The sequence below is a fragment of the Streptomyces sp. NPDC090088 genome, from assembly GCF_044747345.1.
GTDB lineage: Bacteria > Actinomycetota > Actinomycetes > Streptomycetales > Streptomycetaceae > Streptomyces.
This window is the reverse complement of the sequence record NZ_JBIVDZ010000005.1, coordinates 461,429-478,661: the sequence shown is the minus strand read 5'-3', so window position 1 is coordinate 478,661 and position 17,233 is coordinate 461,429. Positions and strand designations below refer to the sequence as shown.

Genomic DNA, 17,233 nt, shown 5'->3' with positions numbered 1-17,233 from the left:
TGCCGTCAGGCTCGGGACGGCGTGGGACGCCTCGTTGGGCGGGGCGCACGGGGCGACGGTGGCGGTGAGGGAGCCGCCACGCTCACAGTGCTCAGCGTGAGCGCCGGCGCCTCCAGGTCGCCAGAGCCGCGACGAGGACGAACACCCCGAGGGCGATCCCGGCAGTCGCGCAGAGGCCAGGAGTGGCCCAAGCCGGGCCCGGCCACACGGACACCGCGACGTCGGCGCTGTCGTTGGCGGTCTCCGGGTCGTTGCTCGGGTGGTGGCTGTCGCCGTCGGCGACGGTGACCCGCCCGCCACGATGCGCCATCTCCTTGTCGATGCGGAGGGTGAAGGGGAAGGTCGTGGTGGTTCCCGCTTTCCCCGCCTCCGCTGTACACACGTACCGGCGGGCGCTCGGCTGCCTCACGGACGCTTCGGCAAGGGGCGAGCCGTTGGCGGCGAGGGCCCGGCAGACCTGGTCGATCACCTCCTCGTCCCGCTCGGGGTCGTACGGCGACGACACGACGGTGGTGCCCGCCGGAACCGCGAACTCGACCTTGACCTTGGCCGGAAGGGCGCCCGGGCCGTCGTTGCGTACGCCGACCCGCACGTCGGCCCGGCTGCCGACGGGCCCCCTCGCGGTGTCGGCGAGCGCGACCAGGTCGCTGGTGCTGCGCACGGCGAGCTGGAGGTGCGCTGCGCTCTCGCCCGTCGCTTGCGGCGCTCCCCTGTCCTTGCCGTCCGCCTGGCCGGCCCCGGGGACGTAGCGGAGTGCGGATCCCTGTCCGGACTCGTACTGCGAGGCGATCTCTTCCGGCGGAACGTAGTCCTCCCCGAGGGCGGCGGCCTCGAAGGTGACGGTCGGGTAGGTGGCGTCGTCGGCGAGCGTGAAAGCCTCGGGAGCGGCGAGGTGGTAGGACGCTCCGGGCGGGATGACGACATCATCGGCGGGCAGCCGGCACCAGGCCGATGTGGTGCCGCGATAAAGGCAGTTGCGGTGCTTGCCTGCCATCCGGAGACCGTCGCGGGTACCGATGAAGAGCGAGACTCCGCGAGCGGGGACGTCCCCGGTGTTGCGCAGGGTCAGCGAGACGGCGACCCGTCCGCCGGGCGCCACGCCGGCCCGGTCCGCCCGAGTCTCGACGGACAGCGCCGGCTTGCCGACGACGATGCGGGTGCTCGCCGTGACGCTCGGCAGGCCCGGCGAGGTCAACCGGTAACGCAGCACTGCCGAGTCGCCCGCCTCGGCCCCGTCCGCGGGACTGACGCGGAAGGACTGCCCGCTTCCGCCGTGCCGGCGATCGACCGGTTCGCCACCGCAGCGGAAAGTGGGCAGCCGGACCGGGCAGTCGTCCTGACCCGTCTTGAGGACGGCGACGCCCCGGAGGTCCGTCGCGTCGAAGGCGACCGTGTAGTGGCCCGATCCCTGCTCCGCGAATCGCTCCTTGATGCCGAACCTCGACGTCGGGCTGTTCTCGGGATCACGCGAGACGTAGAAGACGGAGGGCACATCAAGTTCGGGACGGTTTGTGTCCGACGAGGCCGAGCAGCCGAGGAGCCCCGCCAGCACGCCGAGGACGAGAACCACTACCTCGACCGCCGACCGGAAGGACCGGATCGGGCACGAGGCACCTCTGCCCGGTATTCGCCGGCACTTGGTGGTGACGCGCTTCGACGTGTGCACGACGGTTACTCTGCCATGGCGCCAGAGTGACGGGATGTTTGACGCCGGACGGTGTCACGGCCCGGCTCACGCCGGTGTCCGGGACGGCAGGGTCGGCGGAATCCCTGGATCGCCCGGCGGAGCTCAGGAACCCGTTCCAGGCCGGGGCGAGCGCGGGGTGCACGAGCGGGGCGACGGGCTCGTGCCGACCTGAGGAGCTGTCCGGTCGATCACGGTCCCGGCTGCCCCGGGACCTGCGCCGGCCGGCACAGAGGGCGGCTGCCGACCAGGAGCCGGCAGGTTTTACGATCAGTCCGTGATGGATACCCCGGCGCATTGGACCGCCCGCCATTTCTCGCAGGCCAACCCCGCCGGCCCCGGCTGCGACAGCATGCCGGCTCTCTTGCGACGGCTGGCAGACTCCATCGAGGCGCTGGGCCCGGCGGAGATCCAGCACGTGGTGATCGAGTCGGAGCCGACCGAGCACGGCCCTTGGCGGTCGGGCACCGTCTACTTTCACCTGCCGGGGGACGAATGAGGAGTCATCCTCACGCTCACGGGCGGAGCCAGACGCGCTGTTCGACGCACACCGCGACGGGCCGGAGTCCGGCTGCCGGCCGTCGGCCGATGAAGCCCGTGGTGCCGGGGCCGACATCACCGAGCGCACCGGTCTCGGCTGTCGCCGAAGGCCACATCGCCAAGAACACCACCGTGATCGACCCGGCCGAACGCGCACTCATGGAAGTACCGGACACGGCGTGACGACTTGATGGCGTCAGCCACGACCACGGCACACGAAGTGGGCGCCCGAGGTCGGCGGCCGGCGCGGTTGCCGCAGCAACGCGGGCCAGGGTCCGTCCGGACTCCGCGCGAGACACGCGAGACACCGGTGTAGTGAACGTCTCCGATCACCGCCTTCCCTCAGCGCTGTACCCGGCCTCCCGGTTCACACGGCTCACTAGTTGACACTTCACCTATCGCTGATGTGTCATCTACCTGTACCGGAAACCCCGGGACGGGCCGAGGAGATTCCATGAGCACGCCATCCATGCGCGACCTCGTCGCGCTGCCGGCGCCCGAGGCGAGTGTCCTGCTGCTGATCGACCACCAGCCACTCCAGTACCTGTACAGCCACGATCCGACAACAGTGTCGGAGGCTGTTCTGGGATTGGCCGCGGCGGCCGAAATCCTCGGTGTTCCGACGGTGCTGACGACCCTCGCAGAGGAACACAACGGACTCCTTGTTCACCCGCTCCAGGACATCTTCGCCGGCCACGAGCCGATCGACAGGCCGCTCCTCGACTGCTGGGCCGACCCACGCGTGACGGACGCGGTGCTGGCCGCCGGACGCAAGAACCTGATCATCGCCGGTATGCACACGGAGACCTCGGTGTGCATACCGGCCCTGCGCGCGGTCAGTGATGGGCTGGACGTATACGTCGTCACCGACGCCTGCGGAGGCGTGACGATCGAGAGTCACGAGGGAATCGTGCGGCACATGGCCCGGTCAGGCGTCCTCCCGGTCTCGTGGGAGGTAGGCGGCGCCGCATGGCTGCGCGAGCGGGACCGGAGGGCAGCCACCGTGTCCGCGGACGCGGTCGGGACGCGAGCGACGACGGCCCTTCGACGTCCTTCGTCGGGGCGCGTCCGCTCCCTGCCGGCCCGGCCGCCTGGCTGTAGGCCTTCCTCACCAGCTCGCGCCCAGGGGCCCGCCATGGGTCCGCAGGCCGCGGGCGAAGCAGTCCGATGACCCCCGGCCCTCTTCCACCCTCCGCCCGGGCTTCGCGGAGAAACAGGGCACACTGCGGCTTGCGCCGCTGGGCCACGGGCGTGGCGGTGACCGTCCTCGTCTATGTCGCCCTCATGACGATGACCGCGGGTGCCGCGTCCCACTACTGCTGCGATTAGCGAACGGCCGTCGAACCCGAAGGTGCCAACGTCCATGACCACTACGCCGTTTCCGCCGCCGGCCACATTTCCGAAGCTGGTCGCCACCGATCTGGACGGCACGCTCCTGCGCAGCGACGGAACACTCTCCCTCCGGACGAAGGCCGCGTTGGCGGCGACGGAGAAGGCCGGGATACGTGTCGCGCTCGTCACGGGCCGCCCTCCGCGAAGCGTGTCGGCGCTGTTGGAGCGCATCGGGCCCCACGTCGTCATCGCCGCCAACGGCGCCACGGTCCATTCCTCGGACGGCGCTGTCGTCCAGGCCTTCTCGATCCCCTATCCCGCAGCCGTACGACTCATTCGACGCGTACGCGCGGCGATCCCCGGTGTGTCGTTCGCCGTCGAGTTCGAGGAGGCCTACGGTCACGAACCGGCTTATCCGGACTGGTCGTTCGAGGGCGAGGCGGTCGAACTGATCGGCCCGGCCGAGGAGATACTCGCCCGTGTCCCGGGCAGACTCCTGCTCAAGATCCTCGCACACCACCCGACGCTCCCGTTGGGCGACTTCTACGAGCTGGCACGGCGCGCCGCCGGACCGGACGCCGAGACCACACACTCCACCGGGCTGTCCCTGGTGGAGTTCAGCGCGCCTGGCATCACCAAGGCAAGCACCCTTGTCGCGTGGAGCGGCCGGGAAGGGATCGCCCGCCACGACATCGCCGCTTTCGGCGACATGCCCAACGATCTGCCCATGCTCCGCGCGGTGGGGCAGTCCTACGCCATGTCCAACGGCCACCCGGACGTCCTGGCGGCCGCCCGTTTCCGCGCGCCCTCCAACGACGAAGACGGCGTGGCACGGGTGCTCGAAGGTTTCATCGATCTCCGGGCTCACGGGTCGACGGCGGGGGCCGGTGTCTGCGAGACACGTGAGCACGGTCCTGGAGCCCCGTAGAGGGCGGCGTCCGCCCATGGCGGCGTGGAGTGTTGAGAAGCGACGTGTCCGGTGCAGTGGACGCGACCGGCGAAGGGGTGACCGGAGTCCGGTCACCCGTTCACCGCCGCGCCGCTCCGTCCTCGTCGTCCGGGAACTCCCCGGAGAACGCGGCGGCCGTACGGAGCCACGGCTGCGCCTCGTCCTGGCGGCCCTGGCGTTGCAGGGTCCGGCCCAGCATCAGGTGGGCGTAGTGCTCGACCGGGTCACGCTCGACGATCTGGCGCAACTGCTCCTCGGCGCACCGCAGTTGTGCGGAGTGGTAGTAGGCACGGGCCAGCAACAGCCTGGGGCCGGTCTGTTCCGGGGCCTCTTGGACGACATCGGTGAGCAGCCGCACCGCGCCGATGTAGTCCTTGGCCTCGAACAGCAGCTGGGCCCGCTCCCAGCGCTCGGTGGTGCTCTCCTCGTGCGGTCCGCCGACGCCGTTGTCGAAGAGGTGCAGGGCACTTGCCCAGCGGTCGGGCGCCACTCCGTCGGTGGCCGGGTATTCGTTGAAGTTGTCGGTCATCGTTTCCTCCGTTCCCGAGCGTGGTGCAAAGGGGCGGTCTCAGGCCGCCGGTGCGGCGCTCGGTGTGCCGGCCGCGTCGCGCGCGGCGAGCAGCGAGGCATGGGTGGGGGCGTCGGGGACATCGGCGGGCCGGTTCTCGGCGAATTCCTTGCGCAGTACCGGTACGACCTCCTCGCCGAGCATGTCGATCTGCTCCAGGGCGGTCTTCAGCGGGATTCCGCCGCCGTCCACCATGAACAGCTGACGCTGGTAGTTCCCGGCGTACTCGCGGAAGGTGAGCGTCTTCTCGATGACCTGCTCGGGGGTGCCGACGGTCAGCGGGGTCTGGTCCATGTACTCCTCCATGGAGATCCCTCCGCCCATCACCGGTGAGTGGTCGAAGACCGGGCGGAACTCGCGTACGGCGTCCTGGGAGTTGCGGCGCATGAAGACATGGCCGCCGAGGCCGACGATCGCCTGCTCGGGGCTGCCGTGGCCGTAGTGCGCGTAGCGCTGCCGGTACACGTCGATCAGCTTCCGCGTGTGCTCCCTGGGCCAGAAGATGTTGTTGTGGAAGAAGCCGTCACCGTAGAAGGCGGCCTGCTCGGCCATCTCGGGCGAGCGGATCGAGCCGTGCCACACGAACGGCGGGACACCGTCGAGCGGGCGCGGAGTGGAGGTGAAGCCCTGCAGCGGGGTACGGAACTTCCCCTCCCAGTCGACGACGTCCTCCCGCCACAGCCGGCGCAGCAGCGCGTAGTTCTCGACGGCGAGACCTATTCCGTGCCGGATGTCCTTCCCGAACCACGGGTAGACCGGGCCCGTGTTGCCCCGGCCCATCATCAGGTCGACGCGGCCGTCGGCCAGATGCTGGAGCATCGCGTAGTCCTCGGCGATCTTCACCGGGTCGTTGGTGGTGATCAGCGTGGTCGAGGTGGACAGGATGATCCGCTCGGTACGCGCGGCGATCCAGCCCAGCATCGTGGTCGGGGAGGACGGCACGAACGGCCTGTTGTGGTGCTCCCCCGTCGCGAAGACGTCCAGCCCCACCTCTTCGGCCTTCTGCGCGATGGCGACCATCGCCTTGATCCGTTCGTGCTCGGTCGGCGTACGCCCCGTGTTCGGGTCGGTGGCCACATCCCCGACGGTGAAGATGCCGAACTGCATCGTCTTCAGCCTTTCCATATTGTTGACGCATCAACCATCAACTGTGTCGTGGGAACACGGGCGCAGTGATGGCTATTCCGCTTCCGCCGGGCGCGGGGCTACTCGGACCGCTTGTCCAACTGCTCGACGACGCGGCCCGCGACCCGGGCGAGCGTGCCGAGTTCCTCCGCCGTGAGCAGGTCGACGAAGAGGCCGCGAACCGTGGCCACATGACCGGGCGCGGCCGACGCGATCGCCTCGCGTCCCAGCGGGGTGACGACCACGAACGCGCCGCGCCCGTCCTCGGGGCATTCCGACCGGACGGCCAGACCGCGCTTCACCATGCGGGAGATCTGGTGCGACATCCGGCTCTTCTCCCACTCCACCGCCTTGGCCAGGTCCGCGGACCGCATACGGGCGCCGGGTGCCTCGGTGAGATGAACGAGGACGATGTAGTCGGCGGCGGACAGGCCGGAGTCCGCCTGGAGGCGGCGCGCCACTCGGCCGTGCAGCCTCTCCTGCATGCGGACCAGACAGCGCCAGGCATCACCCTCCGCGGGACTGAGCCGTCCCGGCGTCTCGTTCACACGGACCACTCAGCCAAGCTGTGCCTCCAGCCACCGCAGGACGTCGGGGGTGACCGGGTCGGTGATGTCCGCGAACTCGTCGTGCCGCTTGAGGAACTTGGCGACGTAAGGGCAGACCGGGACGATCCGCATGCCGGATGCGCGTACGTCGTCGAGTGCCCGCTGGACCAGTTGCGCGCCCAGCCCCTGGCCCGCGAAAGCCTCGTCGATCTCGGTGTGGAAGAAGACACGCCGCGCGCCCCGATCGCGGTACGCGGTCAGACCGGCGCGTTGGCCGTCGACCAGGATGTCGTATCGGTGACCGGCGTCCACACGCTCGACGACCGTGGTGGTGGAGGACTCGCTCATGGTGTGCCTTTCGTCAGGGGGAGGTCAGCGGGTCGGCGGGTTCCGGCGCGGTGTGATGACGGCGTTCGGCAGGGCCGGTGCGGGAAGGCGGCCGCCGGGAAAGTCCTCGATCACGCCGAAGCGGTCGGAGGAGGCCTCCCAGTCCTCGCGGGCTTTCACGATGTCCTCGTGGCTGCGGCCGACGAAGTTCCACCACATGACGATCTCCTCCCCGAAGGGAGGTCCTCCGAGCAGGACGGTCCGCGCCGGGGCGTCGGTCTCGTTCACCACCGTCAGGGTGTCCGCGCCACGAGGGACGTAGCCGAGTTCGGCGGGCCGCAGCACGGTGTCGATCAGGCGGACGTCCCCGCTGTCCACGAGGAGGCCGTGCTCGAAGGCCGCGTCCACGGCGAGGGTGAGCGTCGCGTGGGGCTCGAGGACGATCTCGGCGCCGAGCAGCGGTGTGAAGGCCCGGACCGGGGAGGTCCGGCCGGCGAGCGAGCCCAGAAAGACCTTGATCTCGGCCCCGTCGACCTGCACGGGTTCGGGTACGTAGTGCTGGAAGTCCCGGGCCGTGTCGCGGTGTTCCTCGGGAAGCGCGACCCACAGCTGGACGCCGTGGATGACGGTGGTGTTCGGGGTGGAGACCTCCGAGTGGGCGATGCCGTATCCGCCGGTCATGAGGTTCATCTCGCCGGGCCGGACCAGGGCGTGGGTGCCGAGGGTGTCGCGATGCTCGACCTCGCCGCTGAACAGCCAGCTCACCGTCTGCAGTCCGGTGTGCGGATGCGGGGGCAGGTCCATGCCGCCCGCTGCGGTGACCTGGTGCGGGCCGTAGTGGTCGGCGAAGCACCAGGCGCCGATGAGTGTGCGCTCCCGCTGGGGCAGCGTCCGGCGTACGCGCATCGCACGTGGACCGCCCAGGGGGACCTCACGCGGCGGCAGGACGTCGACCCGGGGCGCGGAGCTCGCCCGGTCGTCTTCGACGAGCGCGCCGCAACGCAGCACAGCGGCGTCGGTTTCCACGTTGCTCACCGGGAGCACCTCCCACACGATCTGGTTGTCACATCAACTATGATGCCACGGAGGTGGGCCGATGGCCACAGCGCCCATCCGTACACAGGCCACCCCGAGCGTGGCCCGAAGGAGGCCTCGACGTGACCAGCCGCACCCCACACGGCTCCCCGCCCCGAAGTGTTTTCATCGACAAGCAGAGCCCCAAGGCCTTCCACGCCCTGGTACAGGTCTCGGAAGCGGTCCGGACGACAGCTTCCGAGGCCGGGCTCGACCGCACCGCCGTGGAACTGATCAACCTCCGTGTGTCGCAGATCAGCGGCTGTGCCTACTGCCTCGATGTGCACACCAGAGCGGCCCTGCGCGCCGGCGAATCGCCGCGGAGACTCGGCGTCCTGAGTGCGTGGCGGGACACCGGCCTGTTCAGTCCCGTGGAGCGCGCCGCCCTGGCGCTGGCCGAGGCCACGGCCGATCCGGTGAACGCCGCGGCCCGGGCATCCGCCTACGAGGCCGCCCGGGAGGTTCTCTCCGAGGACCAGATCTCAGCCGCGATCTGGGTGGCGGTCACCATCGACGCGTTCAATCGCGTGTCGATCATGAGCGAGCACCCGGTACCGCCGCTTCACGACGAGTGACGGCGGCCGGCCCGCCAGACCGCCGAGAGCCGGCCGACGCGCGGCGGGCCGCCCGCTCCGGTCAGGCCGGTTCCTCGTCCAGCTTCTCCACCACGCGCTCGGAGATACGGGCCAGCAACCGCAGTTCAGACGGCGTGACGTTGTCGAGGAAGAGCTCACGCACCGCCTCCACATGGCGCGGGGCGGCGGCCTCGATCATCGCCCGCCCCTCGTCCGTGATCACCACGAACGCGCCACGGCCGTCCTCGGGACACTCGTCCCGCACCACCAGCCCGCGCTTCACCATCCGGGCGATGTGGTGGGACATCCGGCTCTTCTCCCACTCCAGCGCCCTGGCAAGGTCCAGAAAGCGCCGCCGCCCGTCGGGGACGTCCGTCAGCTCGACCAGTACGGCGAAGTCCGCAGGCGACACATGGGACTCTGTCTGCAGCAAGCGAGACAACCGGCCCATGAGCCTCTCATGCATGCGGACGAAGCTCCGCCACGCATGCTGCTCCTCCGCCGTCAACCAGCGCACCGTCTGTTCCATGAAGCAAGTGTAAACGTAGTTGACAGTTCACCGAATAGGCGCCACGGCACCCACGAGGTCGGTCTACCAGCACTGTGGCCGGGGCAGGTCAGAGGGGCGTCCGCGCTGTTCTGCCGGCGGCAGAACCCCGGCCCGCCCGGGCTCGACGATCACTACCGTCCAGTCTCATGACGACGATTACGACGCGCACGGTCCAGTACCCGGCCGACGGTCTGACGATGATCGGGCATCTCGCGCTCCCGGCCGGTGTTGACCCTCGGCCCGCGGTGCTGCTCGGACCGGAGGGCATGGGGCTCAGCGACGTCGAACGCCGCCGGGCCGACGCGCTCGCCGAGCTGGGATACGTGGCGCTGGCCTTCGACCTCCACGGCGGGCGCTATCTCGACGACCCCGAGGAGATGCTGGCCCGTTGCCTGCCGCTGCTCGCCGACCCCGACCGGATGCGGTGCATCGGCCATGCGGCGCTCGACGTGTTGCGCGCCGAACCGCGGACCGACCCCGACCGGATCGCCGCCGTCGGTTACGGCACCGGGGGCGCCGTCGGGCTGGAACTCGGGCGCGACGGCGTCGACCTGCGCGCGATCGGGACAGTCAACGCACTGACCACCGGCCGACCGGGCGAGGCGGCGCGCATCCGCTGCCCGGTGTGGGCCGGGGTCGGGTCGGAGGACCCGATCATGCCGCCCGCGCAACGGGAGGCGTTCACCGCCGAGATGCAGGCCGCGGGCGTTGACTGGCGCCTCGTGGTCTACGGCGGCGCCCTGCACGCCTTCCACCACCCGCCGGTCGACCACCCCGTGGTCCCCGGCGTCGGCTACCACCCACGGCACGCGCGGCGAGCCTGGCACGACGTCGTCGGCCTGCTCGCCGAGTGCCTGCCCGTGACGGAGTGATCTGGTCGATGCAAGCTCGGGCGCCCGCTGACCGCCGCGACGCCTGGGCTCCACCGCCACGGCGGGCGGGGCAGGCTGGAGGTTCACCACCTCCGACCCGGACGATCTGCCGGCCAGGCTCGACCGGCACACCCCCGATCACCACGAGGAAGCCTCCGCCGCACCGGCAGCGTGATCAACCCCCGAAGGGCTTACGGAGCCGACCACTGAGGCGCGCGACGACCGGCACGCCCGGGGGTGTCCGTCGGCAGGACGGAACCCCCGGGCATGGCGTGCCGGCGGTGGCCGGTCAGCCCACCTGGATGTTCGCGGCGTTCTCGGCGAGCCAGTCGTCGAAGCTCTTGAGCGCCGGGTTGATCTCCCGCAGGAGGTCCAGGTCGCGGGCGCCGGTGAACTCCTGGTCGAAGTCGCCGTAGTACTGGAACATGTTGGCGATCTCGTCGCCCGCCGGTACACCCAGGGAGCGGAAGACGTCGTAGGGCACCGACTGGAAGCGCACCGGCTCGCCGATCGCGGCGCCCAGCTTCTCCGCGTACTGGGCGCCGGTCAGGTGGTCGCCGGCGAGGCCGACGGTCTGGTCGACGAACCGCTCGCCGCCCTTGAGGATGGCGAGGGCCGTGCGGCCGATGTCGTTCACATCCACGCCGGCCAGCAGTTTGCCGTCCTCGAGCGGCAGGGTCAGCGTCAGCACGCCGTCCTCGGCACGCTTGGGACCCATCATCGACAGGAAGCCCTGGAAGAAGAAGGTGGTGTTCAGGAAGGTGGTCGGCACCCCGGCCTGCCGGAACAGTTCGTTGCCCTCGCCCTTGGCGTCGAAGTGCGGCACGTTGTACTTCTCCTGCAGGACGGGCATCCGCTCGTCCTGCAGCGGCAGCAGTTCGCGGGTGTCCTCGAGCGTCGACCACACCACGTGCCGCAGCCCGGCATCCTTGGCGGCCCGCACCAGAACCTCGATCTCCTCCGTCTCCTTGGCCGCCGAACCGTGCGCCCAGAAGTTGGTGACCAGGAAGGCGCCGTAGGCACCCTCGAACGCCTTGTGCACGGTCGGCTCGTCATAGAAGTCCGCCCGCACGACCTCCGCACCGAGCTCGGCGAGTTCCTTGGCCGCGGGTGAGTCGGGGTTCCGGGTCAGCGCACGCACCGTGAACCCCGAGTCCGGATCGGCGAGGATCGCCCGCGCGGTGCCGCCGCCCTGCGCACCGGTGGCTCCGGCGACCGCGATGACCTTCTTCTCACTCATGTCACTACCCCTGCCGACGAGAGATTGTTGATGCATCAACCGAACCACATTCCGGTTGATGGATCAACTTTTGACGTGAGTTCGAGCCATGATCGCCGCGAGATTCACCCGTACGGCATATCGCGACCGGCCGGACGCCCAACTCGGCCGAATGCGGGACTACTTGCCCCGATCCACGCGCGGGCGACGCCCGGGGCCGTCACGACCGTCGACACGCCCAGTCCTGCGGCGCGGCCCGCCGGGTCGATTGCCACCTCGGTTCGCTTTGTACCTTTTTGCTTGACACGTCACCTACATGCCCATATGTTCGCACCTGAAGCGTCAACTGAGGCCTTCGAGGCCCCGCCCCGTTGAACCGGAACGCGGAGGCCGGGTACGGGAGCCGTTCGCCTTCGGGGACAGCCACGGCCCCCACCTATCAAGCGGAACCCCCATCCGAGGTTCCGGAATCAGCAAGGAGAACCACCATGAAGCACCACTTCACGCGGCGTGCGGCCACCACGGCAGCGGCGCTCGCCGTTGCCGCCGGCACCCTGCTGGCCGTGGGCGGCACCGCCTCGGCCGAGCCGGGCTCGGCCACCGATCGGATCGCGGTCACCGCGCACCACTCCTCGGACCGGACCGAGTACGGCAACCAGCGCGACGACAACCGCGGCGACCGGAACAGTCATGGCCGTCGGGACAACCGTGGCGACCACCGGTGGAACGATCGAGACGACCGCCGCGACAATCGCTGGGACGGTCACCGCAGGTGGGAGCGGACCGGCAGCGGCAAGTGGCGCGTCGTGAACACCTCCTCGCGCACCTTCGACCACCGCACCTTCGACCACCGCATCTCCGACTGACCCCGCAGGGTGGCCCGGCAGGCGCATCGCGTGCCGACCGGGCCGCCCGCAGGGACCCGGGCACGAACCGCGGACGGGGGCGCGGGGGTTCCCGGGCAGCGCAGACCCTCTGGAAGCGATCCGAGCCATGCCCGACCATGCAATAGATCAGATGCTGCACATGGAACTCGTCCTCCCGTCCGGCGAGCGTCTCGCCGTGCCGACCCTTCTGCACTACAGCGCTCAGGACCCCTTTGCCGTCGTCTTCGTCTTCCACGCCGGCGCCGACCGTCAAGTCCGCTGGGTCCTGGACCGAGACATGGTGGCCAAGGGGCTTCGCCGACCCACCGGGCTCGGGGACGTACACCTTCGGCCGACCGGATCCGGCCCCGATACCGAGGTCGACCTGACCCTGTCCTCCCCGCACGGGACGGCGCAACTCGCCGCTCCGCTCGGGGTGATCGCTCAATGGCTCGGACGGACATACGAGTTGGTACCGTCCGGACAGGAGGCCCAGGGACTGGACGTGGACGCCGAACTCTCCCGGCTTCTGCGCGGCGCAGCCTGAGATGGACGTCCCGCGACGCCGAGGAACTGTTCGCGAAGGCAGGGACCCTCGGCGCCGACACATGGTTGACACATCATCTTCTTGCTAGCATCGGAATGAGCACATCCACCGAAGAAGTCGGAGCCAGGACATGTCCCTTGCAGTGCGGTTCTCCGAGTACGGCACCACGGAACAGCTCCGTGTCGTCGACGTGACTCCGCCGGCTCCCGGGCCGGGTCAGGTACGGCTGGCCGTGCGCGCGGCCGGCGTCAATCCCGTCGACTGGAAGATTCTCCAGGGAGCGATGCGCGAGCAGATCCCGCTCGCCCTGCCCGCCGGCCTCGGGTCCGACGTGGCAGGCGTGGTCGACGCCATCGGCGAGGGTGTGACCGGGACGAAGGTCGGCGACGAGGTGCTCGGCACCTCGCTCACCCCCTCCTACGCCCAGTTCGCACTGGCCGATCCCGCCGCACTGATCGCCAAGCCCGGCACGGTGCCGTGGCATGTGGCGGGCGCCCTCGCCGGCGCGGGCGGCACCGCATGGGCGGTCCTGGAGCGGCTGAAGGTGACCGAGGGCGAGACCGTGCTGATCCATGCCGCCGCCGGCGGCGTCGGCACCTTCGCGGTGCAACTGGCCGTTGCCCGCGGCGCCCGCGTCATCGGGACGGCCAGTGAGCGCAATCATGGGCTGCTGCGCGATCTCGGCGCCCTGCCGGTCACCTACGGGCCCGGGCTGGTGGAGCGGGTCCGGGCCATTGCCCCCAGCGGCGTCGACGCCGTCATCGACGCGTCCGGCCGCGGCGAGATCCCGGACTCGATCGAGTTGGCGGGAGGTCCGGAGCGTGTTCTCACGCTGGTGGCCTTCGATGCCGCCGGGACCGGTGTCCAGATCCATGCGGGCGGCGCGGCCGGGCAGGGCGCTCGCGCTCTGACCGAGATCCTGGGCCTGATCCAGGAAGGCCGGCTGCGCGTGGCGGTCGCGCGCACCTACGGACTCACGGAAGCGGCCGCCGCGCTGGAGGCGAGCCGGGGCGGCCATGTGAGCGGCAAGATCGTCCTGTTGACGGAGTAGCGGTCGTCCGCCGCCCGGCCCCGCCCTCCATTAGTTGACACATCAATCACATTCCCAGATGATTGACAGGTCAACGATCGGCTTCCACAGGAGCACGCCATGTCTGATCTCGTCTTCGGTCTGGACACATTCGGAGACGTACCGGATGACGACCTCGGCACCCCGGTGTCCTACGCGAAGGCCATCCGCCAAGTGGTCCAGGAGGCCGTACTCGCGGAGGAGACGGGCGTGGACGTCATCGCACTCGGCGAACACCACCGCCCGGAGTACGCGATCACCACACCGGAGACCGTACTCGCCGGGATCGCCACGCGCACCAGCCGGATCCGTCTGAGCTCCGGCGTGACCGTGCTCAGCTCCGACGACCCGGTCCGGGTCTTCCAGCGCTTCGCCACCGTGGACGCGCTCTCCGGCGGCCGCGCCGAAGTCATCCTCGGACGCGGCTCGTTCACCGAGTCCTTCCCGCTCTTCGGCTACGACCTCGCCGACTACGACGTGCTGTTCGAGGAGAAGATCGAGCTCTTCGCCAAGCTGCTGGAGGAGAAACCCGTCACCTGGAGCGGCACCAAGCGGGCTCCGCTGGACAACGCCGACGTCTTCCCCAAGACCGAGTCCGGCCGCCTGACCACCTGGGTGGGCGTCGGTGGCTCTCCCCAGTCCGTCATCCGCACCGCGCGCTACGGCTTCCCGCTGATGATCGCCATCATCGGCGGCAACCCGGAGCGGTTCGCCCCCTTCATCGACCTCTACCGGCGCGCCACCGACCAGTTCGGCACGACCGCCCATCCGGTCGGCATGCACTCGCCCGGCTTCATCGCCGACACCGACGAGCAGGCCCGGGAACTGCACTGGCCGCGCTACAAGGAAGTCCGGGACCGCATCGGCGCGCTGCGGGGCTGGCCGGCGCTCCGCAAGGAGGAGTACGACGCGGAGATCGCGCACGGCTCCCTCTACGTCGGTTCCCCGGAAACGGTCGCCCGCAAGATGGCCCACGCCATCAAGGCGCTCGGCGTCGGCCGCTTCGACCTCATCTACGGCAACCAGTCGATCAGCGCCCGCCTGCGCGCCGTCGAACTGTACGGCACCAAGGTGCTCCCGATGGTCCGCGAGATCCTCGCGAGCTGACATCGTGAACGGAGAGGCAGACATGCCCACCACGGCCGTGAACACCGTAGGCATCCTGGGCGCGGGCAAGGTCGGCACGGCACTGGGGCGGCTGGCCCTGGCCGCCGGCTACCGGGTGCTCATCGCGGGCTCGGGCGAGCCCGCCAGGATCGCGCTCACCGTCGAGGTCCTCACCCCGGGCGCGTCCGCGGTCACCGCGGCTCAGGCCGCCGGTGCGGCGGACGTCGTCATCCTGGCGCTTCCGCTCGGCAAGTACCGTGCCCTTCCCCTCGACGCACTGCGGGGCAGGCTCGTGATCGACGCCATGAACTACTGGTGGGAAGTCGACGGCATCCGTGAGGACTTGACCGACCCGCTCACCTCCTCCAGCGAGATCGTTCAGGGCTATCTGACGGATTCACGGGTGGTCAAGGCGTTCAACCACATGGGCTACCACGACCTGGAGGACGGAGCCCAGCGCGCGGGAACGCAGGGCCGCAAGGCCATCGCGATCGCCGGTGACGATCCGGACGACCTCACCGCCGTCGCGCGCATGGTCGACGCGGTCGGCTTCGACCCCGTCATCGCCGGCCCCCTGGCCGAAGGGGTACGGCTGGAACCGGGCACCGAGCCGTTCGGTGCCAACGTGGGCGCCGAAGAACTCCGTGCGATGCTCCTGCGTTTTCCGGAGTCGGAGCGCGGAAGGGTCGTACTCCGTGCACGGGCCGCCGAGGAGTCCGCGGACCACGTGGCCTGAGCGCCCGATCCGACGACCTCGGCAGGCGGGTATCCACCCGTCGGGTTGATGCGTCATCTATCTTCCGCTAGATTAGGTGATGCATCAACATTCCATCGCAAGAGGTCTCTGTGAACATCACGTTGTGGGTCGTCGCGGCCCTGTTGGCTCTGGCTTTTCTCGGCGCCGGCGCCATGAAGCTCACCAAGTCGAAGGAGCAGCTCCTGGCTTCGGGTCCGACCATGGCCTGGGCCGAGGACTTCTCACCCGGGATGATCAGGACGATCGGATTCGTCGAGGTTCTCGGCGGGGTCGGGTTGCTGCTGCCTCCGGCGGTGGACGTCGCGACGATCCTCGTGCCCCTGTCCGCATCCGTCCTGGCACTCGTCATGATCGGGGCGGTGATCGAGCACGGTCGGCGCAAGGAGTTCCAGTCGACCGCCGTCAACCTGGTCCTGCTGATCCTGGCCGCCTTCGTGGCCTGGGGCCGGTTCGGACCGCACTCCTTCTGATCGACGCGAACCCTGCTCGACAGCGCCGGGACCGGCTGCTCGCCGGACGGGATCACACCTGCGCCCCGACGTTCTCCGCCTCCGCCCGTCGCGCCAGTGCCCACTCCGTGACCAGTACGGCCAGTAGGTCCACAGCGCTGCGGGCGAGCCGGTCACCGATCCGGGTCCGATGGCACTCCGCCTCCGAGACGAGCGCGGTGAGGAAGTGGGTCACCCGCGCTCGTGTTCCGTCCGTGCAGGCCAGACGCACCCCGCGGATGCGACGCAGGTCGGATTCGGCGATGCCCAGGCTGCGCCGGGGCACCCGGAGGACCGTCATGGCGCATGCGTGACCGCAAGGGGTGAATTCCGGCCGCCGCGGATCGCAGAAGACCAGGTCGCCCGCGTGCGCGCAGGTCTGCTGCCGCTCCTTCACCGAGGCGGCCGAACCGTGCCCGTGTATCGCCGCGTACAGGGCATCACCGGCGTTCGGGTCCGACACCCAGGGGGGATCCGAGGCGGACCGGTCATCCGGGTGAAGGACATAGATCCTCAGGTGGCCGAGGTCGTACGAGCGTGTGGGGGCGTGTGTCGCGAACGGCATCGCATCTCCGAAAGCCGGGAGGTTCGTTTTTCGCGGGAAAGGCCGGGACGTTCGCGACGTCATTCGGCGTCCTCGAGCAGGTCGGCCACAGCGCGGTCCAGATCGATATGGACGCCCTCCTCGCCCTCGGGCACCAGTGCGAGGGTCCGCAGCAGGAACGCGCACACCACGGAGGTCTCGACGTCGACGGCCGCCTCCTGGGCCCGCGACCGGAGCACGATGCGCACGCGGTCCGGGTGTCCGCGGCGCCGGGGGATCACCCGCACGTCTCCCGTACCGACCGCCAGATGCAGGCCCTCCGTGAGCAGGCTGCGGGCGAAGAGCCAGTCGACCGGAGGCGCGAGGGGCGCCCCGAGCGAGAGGCAGACAGCGTAGGGATCGGTGGTTCTGTAGCGCAGCTCCGCCAGGAGGGAAACCTCGGGCTCCCCGCTGACGTTCACTTGTGCCATCGTTTCGTACACGACCGTGTGA

22 protein-coding genes are annotated in these 17,233 nt (G+C 69.8%); 12 read left to right on the top strand and 10 right to left on the bottom strand.

Annotated elements, in window-relative coordinates:
- Positions 1-91: 91 nt before the first annotated feature.
- A complete protein-coding gene (locus ACIPSJ_RS26105) occupies positions 92-1,666 on the bottom strand; it encodes a hypothetical protein (RefSeq protein ID WP_401349466.1) in 1,575 nt (524 codons plus the stop codon).
- Positions 1,667-1,964: 298 nt separating this feature from the next.
- On the opposite strand from ACIPSJ_RS26105, the gene ACIPSJ_RS26100 reads away from it, so the two are divergent.
- The 4 genes from ACIPSJ_RS26100 (at position 1,965) to ACIPSJ_RS26085 (ending at position 4,484) form a co-directional block, all read left to right on the top strand.
- Complete coding sequence (locus ACIPSJ_RS26100; RefSeq protein ID WP_401350105.1) at positions 1,965-2,183, top strand: hypothetical protein; 219 nt, start codon at positions 1,965-1,967, stop codon at positions 2,181-2,183.
- A gap of 89 nt (positions 2,184-2,272) precedes the next feature.
- Positions 2,273-2,407, top strand: coding sequence for a hypothetical protein (locus ACIPSJ_RS26095; protein WP_401349463.1), 135 nt, complete (start codon positions 2,273-2,275; stop codon positions 2,405-2,407).
- 271 nt (positions 2,408-2,678) lie between these two features.
- Positions 2,679-3,395, top strand: a complete 717-nt coding sequence (locus ACIPSJ_RS26090; RefSeq protein WP_401349461.1) for an isochorismatase family protein — start codon at positions 2,679-2,681, stop codon at positions 3,393-3,395.
- 192 nt (positions 3,396-3,587) lie between these two features.
- Positions 3,588-4,484: an HAD family hydrolase gene (locus ACIPSJ_RS26085; protein ID WP_401349459.1), complete on the top strand. Its 897-nt coding sequence runs from the start codon at positions 3,588-3,590 to the stop codon at positions 4,482-4,484.
- Between the two features lie 100 nt (positions 4,485-4,584).
- Here ACIPSJ_RS26085 and ACIPSJ_RS26080 read toward each other — a convergent pair whose 3' ends face one another.
- The 5 genes from ACIPSJ_RS26080 to ACIPSJ_RS26060 form a co-directional block, all read right to left on the bottom strand.
- Positions 4,585-5,034 carry a tetratricopeptide repeat protein gene (locus tag ACIPSJ_RS26080; protein ID WP_401349457.1) on the bottom strand — a complete coding sequence of 150 codons (450 nt, stop codon included), beginning with the start codon at positions 5,032-5,034 and terminating at the stop codon, positions 4,585-4,587.
- A gap of 39 nt (positions 5,035-5,073) precedes the next feature.
- Positions 5,074-6,180 (bottom strand): LLM class flavin-dependent oxidoreductase, encoded by a 1,107-nt coding sequence (locus ACIPSJ_RS26075; RefSeq protein WP_401350102.1) that lies wholly within the window; start codon positions 6,178-6,180, stop codon positions 5,074-5,076.
- 98 nt (positions 6,181-6,278) lie between these two features.
- Positions 6,279-6,746 (bottom strand): MarR family winged helix-turn-helix transcriptional regulator, encoded by a 468-nt coding sequence (locus ACIPSJ_RS26070; protein WP_401349455.1) that lies wholly within the window; start codon positions 6,744-6,746, stop codon positions 6,279-6,281.
- Between the two features lie 9 nt (positions 6,747-6,755).
- Positions 6,756-7,094 (bottom strand): GNAT family N-acetyltransferase, encoded by a 339-nt coding sequence (locus ACIPSJ_RS26065; RefSeq protein WP_359221556.1) that lies wholly within the window; start codon positions 7,092-7,094, stop codon positions 6,756-6,758.
- A gap of 24 nt (positions 7,095-7,118) precedes the next feature.
- Positions 7,119-8,108 (bottom strand): pirin family protein, encoded by a 990-nt coding sequence (locus tag ACIPSJ_RS26060; protein WP_401349452.1) that lies wholly within the window; start codon positions 8,106-8,108, stop codon positions 7,119-7,121.
- A gap of 122 nt (positions 8,109-8,230) precedes the next feature.
- Between ACIPSJ_RS26060 and ACIPSJ_RS26055 the strand changes: the two genes are divergently transcribed.
- Positions 8,231-8,722, top strand: a complete 492-nt coding sequence (locus tag ACIPSJ_RS26055; protein ID WP_401349449.1) for a carboxymuconolactone decarboxylase family protein — start codon at positions 8,231-8,233, stop codon at positions 8,720-8,722.
- 61 nt (positions 8,723-8,783) lie between these two features.
- Here the strand turns inward: ACIPSJ_RS26055 and ACIPSJ_RS26050 are convergent, their stop codons facing one another.
- Positions 8,784-9,251 (bottom strand): MarR family winged helix-turn-helix transcriptional regulator, encoded by a 468-nt coding sequence (locus ACIPSJ_RS26050; protein ID WP_401349447.1) that lies wholly within the window; start codon positions 9,249-9,251, stop codon positions 8,784-8,786.
- A gap of 167 nt (positions 9,252-9,418) precedes the next feature.
- On the opposite strand from ACIPSJ_RS26050, the gene ACIPSJ_RS26045 reads away from it, so the two are divergent.
- The gene (locus ACIPSJ_RS26045) at positions 9,419-10,144 is read left to right on the top strand and encodes a dienelactone hydrolase family protein (RefSeq protein ID WP_401349444.1); all 726 of its coding nucleotides are present in this window, start codon (positions 9,419-9,421) and stop codon (positions 10,142-10,144) included.
- Between the two features lie 289 nt (positions 10,145-10,433).
- On the opposite strand, the gene ACIPSJ_RS26040 is transcribed toward ACIPSJ_RS26045, so the two are convergent.
- Positions 10,434-11,384: an NmrA/HSCARG family protein gene (locus ACIPSJ_RS26040; RefSeq protein ID WP_401349441.1), complete on the bottom strand. Its 951-nt coding sequence runs from the start codon at positions 11,382-11,384 to the stop codon at positions 10,434-10,436.
- A 467-nt stretch (positions 11,385-11,851) separates the two neighbouring features.
- Here ACIPSJ_RS26040 and ACIPSJ_RS26035 point away from each other — a divergent pair, with 467 nt between their 5' ends.
- From ACIPSJ_RS26035 to ACIPSJ_RS26010, 6 genes are all read left to right on the top strand, one after another.
- Positions 11,852-12,229, top strand: a complete 378-nt coding sequence (locus tag ACIPSJ_RS26035) for a hypothetical protein (protein WP_401349439.1) — start codon at positions 11,852-11,854, stop codon at positions 12,227-12,229.
- Positions 12,230-12,356: 127 nt separating this feature from the next.
- Positions 12,357-12,776: an SsgA family sporulation/cell division regulator gene (locus ACIPSJ_RS26030; RefSeq protein WP_401349437.1), complete on the top strand. Its 420-nt coding sequence runs from the start codon at positions 12,357-12,359 to the stop codon at positions 12,774-12,776.
- Between the two features lie 130 nt (positions 12,777-12,906).
- Positions 12,907-13,827, top strand: a complete 921-nt coding sequence (locus tag ACIPSJ_RS26025; RefSeq protein ID WP_401349435.1) for an NADP-dependent oxidoreductase — start codon at positions 12,907-12,909, stop codon at positions 13,825-13,827.
- Between the two features lie 99 nt (positions 13,828-13,926).
- On the top strand, positions 13,927-14,952 hold the full coding sequence (locus tag ACIPSJ_RS26020) for an LLM class flavin-dependent oxidoreductase (protein ID WP_401349432.1): 1,026 nt from the start codon (positions 13,927-13,929) through the stop codon (positions 14,950-14,952).
- Positions 14,953-14,974: 22 nt separating this feature from the next.
- Positions 14,975-15,688, top strand: a complete 714-nt coding sequence (locus ACIPSJ_RS26015; RefSeq protein ID WP_401349431.1) for an NADPH-dependent F420 reductase — start codon at positions 14,975-14,977, stop codon at positions 15,686-15,688.
- Between the two features lie 110 nt (positions 15,689-15,798).
- Positions 15,799-16,179: a DoxX family protein gene (locus ACIPSJ_RS26010; protein WP_401349430.1), complete on the top strand. Its 381-nt coding sequence runs from the start codon at positions 15,799-15,801 to the stop codon at positions 16,177-16,179.
- Between the two features lie 52 nt (positions 16,180-16,231).
- On the opposite strand, the gene ACIPSJ_RS26005 is transcribed toward ACIPSJ_RS26010, so the two are convergent.
- On the bottom strand, positions 16,232-16,762 hold the full coding sequence (locus ACIPSJ_RS26005; protein WP_401349428.1) for a hypothetical protein: 531 nt from the start codon (positions 16,760-16,762) through the stop codon (positions 16,232-16,234).
- Positions 16,763-16,821: 59 nt separating this feature from the next.
- Positions 16,822-17,211, bottom strand: a complete 390-nt coding sequence (locus ACIPSJ_RS26000; RefSeq protein ID WP_401349426.1) for an SsgA family sporulation/cell division regulator — start codon at positions 17,209-17,211, stop codon at positions 16,822-16,824.
- Positions 17,212-17,233: the final 22 nt, after the last annotated feature.

Excerpts from the sequence above, each read along its gene's own strand:
- ACIPSJ_RS26065 (WP_359221556.1), bottom strand. The coding sequence starts at position 7,094 with ATGAGCGAGTCCTCCACCACCACGGTCGTCGAGCGTGTGGACGCCGGT.
- ACIPSJ_RS26050 (WP_401349447.1), bottom strand. The coding sequence starts at position 9,251 with ATGGAACAGACGGTGCGCTGGTTGACGGCGGAGGAGCAGCATGCGTGG.
- ACIPSJ_RS26000 (WP_401349426.1), bottom strand. The coding sequence starts at position 17,211 with ATGGCACAAGTGAACGTCAGCGGGGAGCCCGAGGTTTCCCTCCTGGCG.
- ACIPSJ_RS26005 (WP_401349428.1), bottom strand. The coding sequence starts at position 16,762 with ATGCCGTTCGCGACACACGCCCCCACACGCTCGTACGACCTCGGCCAC.
- ACIPSJ_RS26100 (WP_401350105.1), top strand. The coding sequence starts at position 1,965 with ATGGATACCCCGGCGCATTGGACCGCCCGCCATTTCTCGCAGGCCAAC.
- ACIPSJ_RS26040 (WP_401349441.1), bottom strand. The coding sequence starts at position 11,384 with ATGAGTGAGAAGAAGGTCATCGCGGTCGCCGGAGCCACCGGTGCGCAG.
- ACIPSJ_RS26030 (WP_401349437.1), top strand. The coding sequence starts at position 12,357 with ATGCCCGACCATGCAATAGATCAGATGCTGCACATGGAACTCGTCCTC.
- ACIPSJ_RS26035 (WP_401349439.1), top strand. The coding sequence starts at position 11,852 with ATGAAGCACCACTTCACGCGGCGTGCGGCCACCACGGCAGCGGCGCTC.
- ACIPSJ_RS26095 (WP_401349463.1), top strand. The coding sequence starts at position 2,273 with ATGAAGCCCGTGGTGCCGGGGCCGACATCACCGAGCGCACCGGTCTCG.
- ACIPSJ_RS26020 (WP_401349432.1), top strand. The coding sequence starts at position 13,927 with ATGTCTGATCTCGTCTTCGGTCTGGACACATTCGGAGACGTACCGGAT.
- ACIPSJ_RS26045 (WP_401349444.1), top strand. The coding sequence starts at position 9,419 with ATGACGACGATTACGACGCGCACGGTCCAGTACCCGGCCGACGGTCTG.
- ACIPSJ_RS26025 (WP_401349435.1), top strand. The coding sequence starts at position 12,907 with ATGTCCCTTGCAGTGCGGTTCTCCGAGTACGGCACCACGGAACAGCTC.
- ACIPSJ_RS26080 (WP_401349457.1), bottom strand. The coding sequence starts at position 5,034 with ATGACCGACAACTTCAACGAATACCCGGCCACCGACGGAGTGGCGCCC.
- ACIPSJ_RS26075 (WP_401350102.1), bottom strand. The coding sequence starts at position 6,180 with ATGCAGTTCGGCATCTTCACCGTCGGGGATGTGGCCACCGACCCGAAC.
- ACIPSJ_RS26015 (WP_401349431.1), top strand. The coding sequence starts at position 14,975 with ATGCCCACCACGGCCGTGAACACCGTAGGCATCCTGGGCGCGGGCAAG.
- ACIPSJ_RS26085 (WP_401349459.1), top strand. The coding sequence starts at position 3,588 with ATGACCACTACGCCGTTTCCGCCGCCGGCCACATTTCCGAAGCTGGTC.
- ACIPSJ_RS26090 (WP_401349461.1), top strand. The coding sequence starts at position 2,679 with ATGAGCACGCCATCCATGCGCGACCTCGTCGCGCTGCCGGCGCCCGAG.